Below are 12,893 nucleotides of genomic sequence, written 5' to 3'. Positions count from 1 at the left end.
AATTTTAACCCGATTGCTTGTACGATTGCAGATAGGCTGTCTTTGATGTGCGCCGCCCGATTAGTTTGAAAAACGTGATAAACTTCTCTTTATCAAGCTCCAATGCTCTGGCAAAGGCGTCTTCATCCTCTGAGTTCTGGTAGTCTTTTATATAATGCTCCCGCACCAGCCTAGCCTCTGTCAGTTCAGCGGCAGCTTCTATCTCGACCAGTCCGGTTTTCTCCCAAAGCCTTCGCCACCAATCGATGGTGTGGATAAAGTACCAATAGTTCTGATAATCCTCTTGTAGGAACTCTGGTACCTGGTCGTGGTTTTCGATTTCTTTGGTGAAACATACGTCTACAATCGCGATGTGCCCCTCTGGTTTGATGAAGCGGGCAATGTAGGGCAGGTACTTCTCATCGGTGCCAAAATAGGTATAGGAATCCACCACGATGACGGCATCAAAATACTCCTCGGGGAAGGGAAGGGAACGAGCTTCCATCTCAAGCGGAAACACCTTGTCTTCACAGCCCTCACTGCAAATGCGCTCGTAGTTGTCGCTGGCGGACACGGCTTCGTCTACTGCCCAGACGGTAACCCCGAACTCTTTGGCCAGAAAGATAGAACTGATGGCTTTGCCGCAGCCCAGGTCGAGCACGCGCATGCCGGGTTTCAGGTCCAGGGACTTGGTGAGGCTCTCGAGGTTAAAGAGCACGTTTTCGCCCATGGAATGCTTGCGCACCCAGGCCGGGTCGTATTGGGAGGCTTTCGGAAAGGCGCGGCGCAGGCTTTTGTTGGGCATAAGTATAGGTATAAGTGCCTTGCAACTTACGCGTCAGGTATAGGGAGGGTTAGTGGCCCAGCCGCTCTATTTCGTCGGACAGGTATACCTTGTCGGTTTTCAGGTCCTGAGAAGCGACCCGCAGCATGGCGCTGGCCACAATCTCTGCCTGAATGGGACGATATTTGCGCAAAGGACCGAACATGATTTTGGAAAGCGGCTTCATGATCCGGGCACCAATCTCCTCGCCGGTACGATGCTCGTCGCGCTCGCCTAACAGAAGCGAAGGCCTGAAAATCTGCAGCGACTGAAAGCCCAGCGCCCGCACGTCCCGCTCCATCTCGCCTTTCACGCGGTTGTAGAACATGCGCGACTTGGCATTAGCACCCATCGACGAAACCACCAGAAACTGACTGGCATTGCGGCGCAGCGTGATTTCGGCCAACTGTGTGACGTAGGTATGGTCTACTTTATAGAAAGCTTCTTTAGTGCCGGCTTTTTTAATGGTGGTGCCCAGGCAGCAGAACACGTCGTCGGCAGCCAAGTCGGAGGCGCTTTTTTTGAGGTTGTCGAAGTCGACGATTTGCTGGTCGAGCTTGGGATGAATGATTGCCAGTTCGCGGCGGCCTGCGGAAATCACTTGGCTGTAGCGGTCGCTTTGCAGGAGCATACGCAGCAGGTGACTGCCCACAAGGCCGCTGGCGCCGGCAATCAGTGCGGTTCGGGTTCGGTGCATGGAGGTTTGCGTTTCGCTCAGTTACGTGAATCTCCGCCACATAGGTTAATAAATGCGGTGCTTTCCTGTAAATAATCCTGTTGCGGCTGTTTTTGTTTTGAAATTAGACTCTATTGCAGCGCTACAGTACAATATGATGCGGCTTATTCGTCGCCTTTTAACCGGATGTGGTCCGTGTCTATTTCAATTTTACCTTCTTTGTATAATCCTCCTATGGCTTTTTTGAACACCTTTTTGCTCATACCCAACATGCGGTATACCTCATCCGGACTGCTCTTGTCAGACAAGGGCAAATAACCTTTGGCCGCCTCCAGCACCTCCAGTACTTTATCTGCCGCCTCATTGGATTCGCTCATGCCTGTAGTACCCGGCTTGCGGAGTGTCACGTCTATTTTGTTATCCGGACGGATGGTCTTGATATAACCGCGCACCTTGTCACCCATGTGCAGCTCCTTGAACACCTCATTTTTGTAGAGCATGCCCATGTAGCGGTTGTTGATGATCACTTTAATACCGATCTCGGTAAAGCCTGCTACCAGTAAATCTACCTCTTCGTTCTCGGTCAGCTCGTTGGCAGCCTCGTCGTTGTGCAGGTACTTGCCCAGTTTGGTTGTGCCTACAATTCGGTCGGAGGTTTCGTCGAGGTATACATACACGCAGTACTTACGGCCGGGGCGCATCTTATCCTTCTGGTTGTGCAGCGGCACGAGCAGGTCTTTCTCAAGGCCCCAATCCAGAAAAGCGCCGAAGTCCGTGCTGTCTTTGCACATCAGGCAGGCGAACTCACGCACAGTGGCGTGGGGTGTCAGATTGGTGGCAATCACACGGTCTTCGGAGTCGCGGTACACGAACACGCGCACCTTGTCGCCTACTTTGGCACCTTCAGGTATATACTTGCGTGGCAGCAGGATGTCGCCGTCTTCAGAGGTCAGGTACATGCCGAAGTCTACTTCGCGTGCTATCTCCAGTTCGTTGTAATGGCCGAGGTCTACCATAATGGGGTATTGTGTTAGGTATAGAATGTTGCAAATATAGCGAAACCATTTCAGGTATAGCCTGTAGGTTTCAGTCGCTTTTCTTATACCTGATTATACCTGTAAGGATGCAAAACAGCACCAGCTTTTTCGGAGGCTATACCTGTCGGGCAAGGACTTTACTGGCAAGAGGCAGTTGGCAGGTATAGCAGCTTAAAACAAAACAGGCAGCCACCATGGGCTGCCTGTTACTGCATGTTAAATAGCACTTAACTTCACCGGCAGAGATAGCAACACGCTCAACCAAAGTAAATTAGCGAGCAGGCTATACCTGAAAGTCCTTTGTCTTTTATCAAAGTATTCTTTAGTCCGGATAGCCGCTTATACCTTAGGACTTCGCTTTGGCCTTTTTTGTGGCTTTGCCGTTCTGTCCTTTAGCTGGCTGATCATCTTCTTCCATGATGTCATCCGGACTGGCGATCAGGCCGATGGACAAGCCATCCTCGCCCAGGAAGTGCTCGATGTGGTGGCAGCGGTCCTCCGTTTTAAGCAGGATGCCCTCCAGCAAGGCCTTGGTGGCGAAATCTTCCAGCTCAAAAGCTTTTTTGATCGATTTGCGCAGTTCCAACACGATCGTCTTTTCGTCTTCCATGTCTTTTTTGAGCATCTCGCGGATGCGGAAAACGCCTTCTTCTTCGTGTGCGATATAAGAAAGCTCCAGCTGTTTGGCCGGGTGGCAGGTAGGGCAGTAGCCCATCACGGTGAGGCGCTCGGCAATGGCATCGTACTGCTCGTGTATCTGGGTATAGTGCTCCTCAAAGAACAGGTGCAGATCGCGGAACTGCGGCCCCTCCACCATCCAATGGTGCTTATGGTACTGGTTATACAGGGTGATGAACGACGACAGGTGACGATCCAGTTCGTTAGCCATTGCCGTTGCCGTATTCTTTGACAGCCCGACCGGGTTGCCTTCATATTCTGATTTTTCTCTTAGCTTTTCCATGTTCAGGGTTTGTTGAATTACTCTAACAGTGTACCCCGATCAGCTTAAAAGGATACAGGAATTTTACCTGAACTCAGGTATGCCCGGCTGTTTAAAGCGAAAGTCTTCGAAGTCGTAGTACGAGCGCGACGACTCATAAATGCGGAGGTTGTTGAAGTTCTCGTTCGCCGGAATTTTAGGATAGTAGCCCACCAGGATCTGGATCGTGCTGAATGACAGGTACTCGTTGCGGAAGCGTATGCCTACCCCAAAGCCCGGATAAGGCTTGCTCTTGAAGGGCGAGCTTTTGTTGCCGTACGAGAGCCAGGCCACATCCGCAAAGGCCAGGGTAGCCAGTCGGAAGCCGAACAGCGAGAACGGGGTGTAAAGGTTGGCTTCGTAGTTAATAACCACGCGGCGGTTGCCCCGAAGCAGATTAGAACGAAAACCGCGCAGGCCTTCCTCGTTGTTGATTGAGAGCAGCTCCTCGGGGTTGCGGTTGACGCCGATGGTGCCGCGACCCAGAATGAAGTGACGTAGTTTCCAGTTGCCGTTCTCGTATAGGCGCGTAAAATACATTGACTCCATTTCCAGCATGCCCTGCTCCCAGGTACCGTTCCTTATAAAGGAACCATACCCGGCACGGCTATAGAGGTAACCAAAGTCCTTGTTGTAACGGGCAAAGGACAGGTCTAGCCCAAAGTAGCGGCGGTTAAAGAGGTCGCCGCGCTCATAGCCGTACGAGATGGACGCCAAGGTGCCGGCGGGCACGTCCTCCGTTCGTCCAAAGCCATACAGGTAGCGGTCTTTGTAGTAGCGGCGCACGCTGTAGCCCACACTGGCTATGCCCAGTACATTGTCCTGAAAGTTTTCGGTGGGTTTGGTATAGAAGTTCGTGTTAATCAACCGCAACGCCGTAATCAGGCGGCCCCGCGGTTCGAAGCCCAGGTTGTAATTCTTGAATTTAAACGAGCGACCCAGCCATACATCCTGTAGTTGATAGCCCAGGTCGGCGAAGCGCTGGATGGTATCTTCGGGTACAGGCGGCAACAGGAGTCGCTCATCTATTTTACTGGCCCCTACGGCACCGGCATAACGGGTGTTAGTGGCAAAGAAGTCACGACGCAAGAAGGCGCTGCGCTCTTTGTAATAATTCTGATCAAAGTAATTGATGTCGGCCGTAATGTAAGTGCTGCCGATGTTTTCCACTGTATAGCCGGCGGTGGTTTCCCAGGAGCGGGGTGCATTCATGTTGAAGCGGTAAGAGCCGCGAATCTGATGACCAAGCCCCAGAAAGTTGAGCTCCCGGAGGGCAATCCTGCCTGCACTAGACGAAGGCGTATAAGAACCCGAACCGCCCAGACTAAAGATGTCTTTGGTGATCACCAGTACGTCCACGCTGTCGTCGGTGGTGGTGCGCTCGTCCACGATGATGCGGGCGTCGAGCAGGTATTCCGTCTGACGCAACAAACGTTCCGACTCGACCAGAGCCAGTGGTTCCAGAGGCACCATCCGCTCGAAAAGCAGTTTGTTGCGCACCAGGTGTCGCCGTGTTTTCATGTGCAGCGAATTGCCGGCCTTTTCCAGAAAGCTGCGCGGCACGCGGGTGGTGTCGTGTATAGAGTAGCCCAGCGCATCCAGCGTCATGATTTGGATGTTACGCACCACCTTATAATTGTGCCGTTCGTACTCCCGCTGGATCAACTCAGCATCCAGTCCCAGTACCTCTTCGTCTTTCCGGTCAAAGACCAGTATCGCTTTGAGCAGTTTGCCCATGATGGTTTTGCGCTGCGAGATCTCCCGCAGGTTGTTCATCACCCGCTCGTCAAACTTTTGCTTGATGGTGTCGGTTGGAGCAGCAAGGCTATCCCTGCGGGGAGGTAGTTCCTGCGCACGCGCATTGCCAGCCAGTAGCCACGCCCCAAGCAGGCAAGCTAACAGGCAGCATAAAATGGGCGAACGTGGAAATGCCATGGAGGTATAGGGGCGCTTACTGTCTGTTGTACGTGTTTGTACGGTAGAACCTCCTAATATACTCTTTTCAGCTTTATGTGGAAAATTTCAGTTTGAAATCCTGAAAATGGCCTGTGCTAATCATGTTAGCAATAATTAAATGTGGAAAGTGTGTTGATAACTATTATTGCTAATTATTTTGGGGTTTGTGCTAATGATTTTGTAATTTTATAACCGTCAAGCAGATAGAAGAAGCGAAGATGAACGATAAGGTAATAGGTAAACTAAAAATATTAGCAGATGCTGCCAAATACGATGTTTCCTGTTCGTCGAGCGGAGGGAAGCGCAAGAACGACAACAAGGGCCTGGGCAATGCAGAAGGCATGGGTATTTGCCACAGCTTTACCGAGGACGGTCGTTGCGTTTCGCTTCTGAAAATCCTGCTGACCAATTTCTGCATCTACGACTGCGCCTACTGCGTGACGCGCAAGAGCAACGACGTGCAGCGGACGGCTTTTACGGTGCAGGAAGTAGTGGACCTGACCATCAACTTTTATCGTCGCAATTACATCGAGGGGTTGTTCCTGAGTTCAGGCATCTTCAAAAATGCCGACTATACCATGGAACGACTGGTGCGGGTGGCTAAACAGCTGCGTCAGGAAGAGAAGTTTAACGGCTATATCCACCTCAAAACCATACCGGGTGCAAGCGACGAGCTGATAAAAGAAGCCGGTTTGTATGCCGACCGCCTGAGCGTGAATATTGAGCTGCCTTCGGAGCAGAGTCTGCAAAGTCTGGCGCCGGAGAAGAACTATAGTGAGATCCTGTTGCCGATGGGTTCGATTAAAGACCAGCTGGTGCAAGCCAAAGAGGAGAGCAAGCTGTTTAAAGCAACGCCAAAATTTGCTCCTGCCGGGCAGAGCACGCAGTTGATCGTGGGGGCTACCGCCGAGAGCGACCGCCAGATACTACAGCTATCGGACCAGCTTTACAAAGGGTATAGCCTGAAGCGGGTATACTACTCGGGTTATGTGCCGGTGAGCACGGATAGCAGGTTGTCGATTATCACTGAGCCGCCGATTATCCGGGAGAACCGCATTTACCAGGCGGATTGGCTGATGCGCTTTTATGGCTTCGATGTGAAGGAGATACTGGACGAGGCGAATCCGAACCTGGATCTGGATATCGACCCAAAGCTGGGCTGGGCATTGCGCAACCGCCATTTTTTTCCGGTGGAGATTAATACCGCCGACTACGAAATGATATTGCGGGTGCCAGGCATCGGGGTGAAATCGGCCAAGAAGATTATATCAGCCCGGCGGTTTGCACCGCTGCACTTCGAACACCTGCGCCGGATGGGCGTGGTGCTGAAGCGGGCCAAGTATTTTATCACCTGCCAGACCAAAAGCCTGCAACGGCAGGACTTAGACTCGGAGCAGCTGCGCCGCCGCATTTTGTTTGGCGAGGGCTCCGTACGAAGCGCACTGCTTACGCAGCAGCTGGATTTGTTTCAGAGGGCAGGCTAGTATCAATTAAACGTGACATGGAAGAGGGGAGAGAAGTGCATCATACAGATTTGTGTAACCAAAAAGATCAGACAACATTTCAAACCATTCATAAGACAATGAGAAATTCTACTAAAGTTGCCCGTGTTTCCTGCTGCTGCAAACTCAACATGCTGGTGCCGCACCTGCAGAGCCTTTCTTCCAGAATGCAAAATGACAGCAAGCGCGACAAAGCCCGCTTGAACAGCAACGCGAAGCAGTAGCTGCTATACCTTTGCCGATGTACTTCTATACCTACGACGGTTCCTTTGAGGGGCTGCTCACCGTGGTGTTTGAGGCCTATGAGCGAAAAGCCTGGCCCACTGCCATTGAGCCCGAGCAGTTGGCGCAGCCTTCTATGTTCGGCGAAACCGTGCGGGTGATGACAGACGAGGGCAAAGCCAATCGGGTGTGGTTGGGTCTGAAGAAGCGGCTGTCAGTTTCGGCCCTGGAGTCACTGTACTATACCTATCTGTGGGAGCAGAGTGGCTTCGAGCGGCTGATCTTTGACTATGCCCGGCTGGTGTTCGACTCCCCCGAAAGTGTGGAAGGAAATTATACGGCTCCCTTTATATTGCAGGTACAGCAGATCCACAAGCAGGTGCACCGCGAAAAGCACCGCATGGAAGCTTTTGTGCGTTTTCAGAAAACCGCCGATGGTCTGTACTACGCCAGCATCTCGCCTGACTTTAATGTGCTGCCCCTGATTGTGCGTCACTTTGAGAAGCGCTACGCCGATCAGCGATGGGCCATTTACGACACATCGCGGCGGTATGGCGTCTATTACGATTTAAGAGCTACAAGCTTTGTGCAGTTGGAAAATCCGGGCGCGACGCCCAGGCAGCAGGGCAAGCTTAACGCTGACCAGTACGATGAAAATGAAACCCGTTACCAGATGCTGTGGCAGGTATACTTCGACCACGTGAATATACCGGAGCGCAAAAATCCCAAATTGCACCTGCGCCATATACCCAAACGCTACTGGAAATACCTCTCCGAAAAACAACCACGACTACAGTGAAAAAGATAAGTTTGTAAATGCTTGTGTTTCAATAATATTTCATAACAAAGGCTGCACAATCCTGACTTCTGAGTGATTTTTTCGCAACACAGGACAACCCGAATGCCGATTTAGGAGTATACGTGTATATAGATATTTTATGAAAACTGCTCAGTTGGAGCCCACTGCACAAAGTAGCGGGTGTTGTCCGCTGTCCTTCATTATCTAAAAAAGAACGATGAACACACGCGTACGAAAAAAACTTATTCAAGTAGCTCGCGGTCGCGCTCACCTGATGTCATTCCAAAATCTGATATTAGAAGCCGAGTTGGGCCTTAACCTCGAAAACACTTACGAGAAATCACAACTTAACGACGTAATCGACGAAATTTCAGAAGCAGAGCATGAAGCGGGCCGTCCGTTGCTAAGCGCATTGGTCCGTATTAAAGGCCGCCAAAATCAGGGCGACAGTTTCTTTAAGCTTTGCGAGCGCCTCGGCTATGGCGACTGGAAAAGTCTGAAGCGCGACCAGGAGTTTCTGGAGAAGCAGCGCGAAACCTGTCGGGAGTTCTGGCAAAACAGTAACAATTTTTCCTCCTACCTGTAGTACAAAGCAAAGAGGCAGGCCCGCCCTCACTCCCTGGGTCTGTTTCTTTGCCGATTTCACCCCTACACACTTACTGGTAGCGGCCCCACGGAAATTTTTTTCGCGGGGCTGCGTCTTTTCAGGGCTTCCACCGTCATCAAGGTATAATTCGAAAACATCACCTTAAAAAGACAAAGCCATGAAAAGATTTCACGTAAATGTTCGCGTTAAAAGCCTCCACGAATCCCTCGCCTTTTATACAGCCTTATTTGGGGCAAAGCCAACTGTTGTAAAAGAAGATTATGCCAAATGGATGCTGGAAGACCCGCGCATCAACTTCGCGATATCGCTGCACCACGAGAATGCAGGTATAGAACACTTAGGTATACAGGCCGGAAGCGAAGAGGAACTGGCTGAGGTATATGGTCGATTGAAGCGCGCCAAAGGAGCGATACGCGAAGAAGGAAAATGCACCTGCTGTTACGCCAAGTCCGAAAAATCGTGGATAACCGATCCGCAGGGTGTGGACTGGGAAGCCTTCTATACCTTCGGCGAAGCCACTATGTACGGCGAAGGAGCGAATGCCCGCACCACCTCAACCATCGAAACAACTGCCATTTAGTACAAGATATAACTATGAATCCGGACCACGGCAGGTATAGCGCAAACCTGCCGTGGTCCGGTTAATTTTTATGTACCTTCAGAAGAATTTTAGGATTTGCCTTTTCCCTGTTTTTCTTCGTAAATTGATGTATATCTCCACCTGCTATCACAATTAAAATCTTACGTCATGGAAAACAGAAGCTGCCATACCTGCTCCGGTGAACAAGTAGTTACTTCAGTAGACAGCTGTGCTGCGGTAGCGCCGGTATACCTGGAGTATGAAGTCAGGCTGCGGAGCTTTGTGATGAAGCGGGTGAAGGACAAAGACGAGGCCAATGATATTCTGCAACAGCTCTACGTGAAGCTTTATAAACATTGTGAACAGCTGCAGGAAGTCCGGAATATGAACGCATGGCTCTACCAGATCGCCCGCAATGCGGTGTACGATTACTTCAGTGAGCAGGGCCGGAGCATACCTGTAGAAGATGAAAGCAAACTCGAAGAGAAGCTGCAGCAGGACTCCGAACACCAGGACTCGGAAAGCCTGGTGTTGCCACTCATCAACATGTTGCCCGCTGAATACGCCGAGCCGCTGCGGTTGAGTGAGATTGAAGGTATCAGCCAAAAGGAAGTCGCGGAACGATTGGGTATGTCCTACTCCGGAGCCAAGTCGCGGGTGCAGCGCGGGCGCGAAAAACTGAAAGAACTGTTCCTGGAATGCTGCCATCTCGAGCTCGACCGGAAAGGAGCTTTGGTAAGTGCCACTGCAAAAGAGAGTTGCAGGCCGCTTCAGGTGCAGTTAAAAGGAGCGTAATTTCAAAACCTATACCTTGTCTGCACCCGAATATCGGACCTTCTGGGTCCTTCAATTGTTTCCAAACCCGAACCGATGGTGCGCTGATTGCGATAATGCGTCAGGGCGTATTTTACCCACACATCCATGCGGCGCATCGGCCTGAACTGGAGTAAGGCATACATGCGCGTGCCTCTGCCGCTGAACGCAGGTATAGAGAAAGCGTAGAGCACGTCCCGCTCAAAGGCATACTGGCGGGTTTCGTAATCGTCGGTGTCGAAGATGGCGTAGCGGGTGCTCAGGCGGATCTTGTTGAAATTGAAGTTGATGTCCTGCGAAATGAAGTAGCCTGTAGTTTGCGGTGACTCCAACTCAAAACTACTGAACTGCACCCGGGACCGGAGATTAACAACAGGCGTAGGCGTGAATTCATAATACAAAAGGTAGTTCTTGCGATCCGCCTGTCCCACATAATCTATGCTGGTGCTTTTGTCGGCTACGTTACGACCCTTGCTTTCGGCACGGAACTGGGCGTAGAGCGAACTTTGGCGGTTGGGCCGGAAGAGGAGACGCAGCATGTACTCGCCGCCCTGCGAAGGGGCATCCACACGGTAGCGCAGCCACGGAAAGCGGAAACGGTCGTAGTATGCCGTGAGCTCCCACTTCGGAAAAGGCTTGATCTTGATGCCGGTGTAAAATCCCTGTTCGTTGATATTGCGTGTTCCCTCGCCAAAAGCATTGCCATAAAAGGTTTGAAAGTCCCGTGCGTAGTAGCGGTAGAGCATGGCCAGTTCCACTTTGTTAGAGAGGTTGGCCGTAAGTCCGTTCACACTGCCCATGCCGCCGCTTCTGGAAATGGCCGTTTCGCCGAACAGGTATACGTTTTGCCAGGTATAAGCGTAGTTTGCACCGATGTTGTAATTGCGCGTGCCGCTAAACTCGAAGCGCTGGTAGGGCAGCCCCGCCTTCTGAATCGGTGAACTGAAGTGAGTCGCCATGGCCGTTATACCTGCCAGTAAGGTGCGGTTTCGGCTCTGGTAAGTGGCATTGCCGCCCATAATCTGCTCACGGGCCTGTTTTTTATTGGCCAGTTCGGTCGGCGTACGATGGAAGCCGGTCGTCTGTATACCTGTGAAGAAATCATCGAAATTATCGAGCGTGTCGAGTTGCGTTTGCAGGTTGGCATCTACCCGTTTACTCGACACAAAGCCTGTTACATCCACGCGCCCCAAGGTATAGGTGGCCGCTGCGCCCCGGTAAAAGGCATGCTCCAGCACCGAACTGTAGGGGCGAATCCCCACATTTGGCCGACTCACGGTGGTAATCGTCTCGCTGCCCTTGCCTACGCTATAGCCCGACGAAAGTAACAGACCCTGCCCAAACTGCAGTTGGTAATCGCCAAGCGCAATAGCTTTGAACTTGCCTTTGTTGTAGAGCTGCAGATGCGCCGAGTAAAAATCGAAACCATAGCGACGGGTGTCGGGGTCCCAGATTAGCTGTTCACCAGCGTCTTTCTCAGCAGTAAAACCCAGACTGTAATCACGGGTATGGCTCACGCGGTAGCGCATCAGCACCTTATCCGGTGAGCCGAGGTAGCGTGTGGTGGAGCGGCTAGTGGTGTCGAAGGAGGTATAGCCGCGCCTTTCCTGCAGCGTACGCTCGTAGCGGATAATCAAAGCGTTGTTGTCCTCGCCGACGATTCGCTGCAACAGCGGGCGCTGGTCGGAGTTGAGGCCTGCATCCTCCACCCGAACAAAATACACGAGCTTGTAAATCGTCATCAGGTCGAAATCAGGTATAGCCTGCAGTTCGTAAATGCTCAGCAAGGGGCCGTTTTCCCGGATGTGGCGGAAGAAAGAAGCAATTTGCGGACGGGAAAGAATGTAGAGCGAGGCCAGTTCTTCGGGTGTGGTCCGGTTGAGGTCGATGGGCCGCTGAAAATACTGGAAAAGCGTTTCGTAGAAGTCTTCGTAAGGCACGTTCTCGTCTTCCTGTTGCGCAAAAAGCTCCTGCACGAACAAATCAAAATCGAAGGTCTGGCGCGGATAGTCCTGTGCCTGCAGCGGCAGCCAGGTGCAAAGTAGCAGGAGGAAAGTCGCTATACCTTGCTTCATGCAAATTTACTTTTGAAAGGTATAGGAAAGTGACAGATGGTGGCTCATACCCAGCAAGGTGGTAGAACCAAAAGCATAATCGGCAAAAAGCTGACGGGCCTTGAAGCCAAGTCCGAAAGTAGCACAATTGGTAAGTGTGCTGAAGCCGGAACGCAAAACCACTTTTTCCTGCAAAAGCTGGTACTCTATACCTGCCTTGAAGTTAGCTGGGAAGTCAATGTGCTTCTCAGTTTCAGCTAACAGTAAAAGTTTTTGGTAAGGGCGATAACCGAGTCCGGCTTTCATGATGGTTGGCAGCCGCTCGTCGTCGAATGTAGCCAGTTTGGCCTGGTTGATGTTGTAGGCATGCGCTCCGAAGAAGAAGCCCGGCACAATTTCCGCCTGCCCGCCCACCGACAAAGTCACTGCCTTGCGACTGCCATACCCTTCGGCCACGACCTGCCACAAATCAGCCTTCACACCCAGACTAAACTGCCCCAACTTATGACCTATACCTAACCCTACATGTTGCTGACTGAACAGCTCATCCCCGAAGCGACTCATGCTCAATCCGTAGTTGCCATACCTGTTAGTGGGGTATACCGCCTGCAACGCCATAGTCGAGAAGGCCCTCACGCCAAAACGATTTTCAGCATAAGCACCCACCTGCGCTTTCTCGAGCCCGGCTATACCTGCCACGTTGTTGTGGAGCGCCCAAAGATCCGGCAGCGTGACAGAGGCATTGCCCAGCGCAGCGGCGCGTGCACCTACAGGCACATCGGCCTGCGCCTGTGCAAGGCAAGGCAGTAAGATGAGAACCAAGGAATTAAGTTTGTTTCGTAGAAGTCGCGTTATCCCATTCGGTC

At 51.7% G+C, this 12,893-nt stretch carries 13 protein-coding genes; 6 read left to right on the top strand and 7 right to left on the bottom strand.

Translation table 11 applies throughout. The annotated features are described in order from the left end of the window. Positions 1 to 4: 4 nt before the first annotated feature. The 5 genes from AC4QZR_RS12075 to AC4QZR_RS12055 all read right to left on the bottom strand — a co-directional run bounded on the left by AC4QZR_RS12075 (position 5) and on the right by AC4QZR_RS12055 (position 5,429). Entirely contained in the window at positions 5 to 784 is a 780-nt protein-coding gene (locus AC4QZR_RS12075; protein WP_494481143.1) for an SAM-dependent methyltransferase, read from the bottom strand. A 49-nt stretch (positions 785 to 833) separates the two neighbouring features. Then, positions 834 to 1,499, bottom strand: coding sequence for an oxidoreductase (locus AC4QZR_RS12070; protein ID WP_494481142.1), 666 nt, complete (start codon positions 1,497 to 1,499; stop codon positions 834 to 836). A gap of 143 nt (positions 1,500 to 1,642) precedes the next feature. After that, a complete protein-coding gene (locus AC4QZR_RS12065) occupies positions 1,643 to 2,494 on the bottom strand; it encodes a CvfB family protein (RefSeq protein WP_253402392.1) in 852 nt (283 codons plus the stop codon). A gap of 367 nt (positions 2,495 to 2,861) precedes the next feature. After that, positions 2,862 to 3,476 carry a Dps family protein gene (locus AC4QZR_RS12060; RefSeq protein ID WP_494481141.1) on the bottom strand — a complete coding sequence of 205 codons (615 nt, stop codon included), beginning with the start codon at positions 3,474 to 3,476 and terminating at the stop codon, positions 2,862 to 2,864. Between the two features lie 63 nt (positions 3,477 to 3,539). Continuing rightward, a complete protein-coding gene (locus AC4QZR_RS12055; RefSeq protein WP_494481140.1) occupies positions 3,540 to 5,429 on the bottom strand; it encodes a BamA/TamA family outer membrane protein in 1,890 nt (629 codons plus the stop codon). Positions 5,430 to 5,668: 239 nt separating this feature from the next. Between AC4QZR_RS12055 and AC4QZR_RS12050 the strand changes: the two genes are divergently transcribed. The 6 genes from AC4QZR_RS12050 to sigZ all read left to right on the top strand — a co-directional run bounded on the left by AC4QZR_RS12050 (position 5,669) and on the right by sigZ (position 9,955). Further along, complete coding sequence (locus AC4QZR_RS12050; protein ID WP_494481139.1) at positions 5,669 to 6,934, top strand: putative DNA modification/repair radical SAM protein; 1,266 nt, start codon at positions 5,669 to 5,671, stop codon at positions 6,932 to 6,934. Positions 6,935 to 7,032: 98 nt separating this feature from the next. Further along, positions 7,033 to 7,176: a hypothetical protein gene (locus AC4QZR_RS12045; RefSeq protein WP_220625212.1), complete on the top strand. Its 144-nt coding sequence runs from the start codon at positions 7,033 to 7,035 to the stop codon at positions 7,174 to 7,176. Between the two features lie 17 nt (positions 7,177 to 7,193). Further along, the gene (locus tag AC4QZR_RS12040) at positions 7,194 to 7,973 is read left to right on the top strand and encodes a TIGR03915 family putative DNA repair protein (protein WP_494481262.1); all 780 of its coding nucleotides are present in this window, start codon (positions 7,194 to 7,196) and stop codon (positions 7,971 to 7,973) included. 217 nt (positions 7,974 to 8,190) lie between these two features. Beyond that, positions 8,191 to 8,559 carry a hypothetical protein gene (locus AC4QZR_RS12035; RefSeq protein WP_253402402.1) on the top strand — a complete coding sequence of 123 codons (369 nt, stop codon included), beginning with the start codon at positions 8,191 to 8,193 and terminating at the stop codon, positions 8,557 to 8,559. A 178-nt stretch (positions 8,560 to 8,737) separates the two neighbouring features. After that, positions 8,738 to 9,160 carry an ArsI/CadI family heavy metal resistance metalloenzyme gene (locus AC4QZR_RS12030; RefSeq protein ID WP_494481138.1) on the top strand — a complete coding sequence of 141 codons (423 nt, stop codon included), beginning with the start codon at positions 8,738 to 8,740 and terminating at the stop codon, positions 9,158 to 9,160. 168 nt (positions 9,161 to 9,328) lie between these two features. Beyond that, positions 9,329 to 9,955, top strand: coding sequence for an RNA polymerase sigma factor SigZ (sigZ, locus tag AC4QZR_RS12025; protein WP_494481137.1), 627 nt, complete (start codon positions 9,329 to 9,331; stop codon positions 9,953 to 9,955). 2 nt (positions 9,956 to 9,957) lie between these two features. Here the strand turns inward: sigZ and AC4QZR_RS12020 are convergent, their stop codons facing one another. Next, positions 9,958 to 12,048 (bottom strand): ComEA family DNA-binding protein, encoded by a 2,091-nt coding sequence (locus AC4QZR_RS12020; protein WP_494481136.1) that lies wholly within the window; start codon positions 12,046 to 12,048, stop codon positions 9,958 to 9,960. 6 nt (positions 12,049 to 12,054) lie between these two features. Next, entirely contained in the window at positions 12,055 to 12,849 is a 795-nt protein-coding gene (locus AC4QZR_RS12015; protein WP_494481135.1) for a PorV/PorQ family protein, read from the bottom strand. Positions 12,850 to 12,893: the final 44 nt, after the last annotated feature.

Source organism: Pontibacter sp. YIM B11418 (assembly GCF_059278805.1).
Note: the sequence above shows the minus strand (reverse complement) of the source record. Positions and strands in the feature narration are given on the sequence as shown.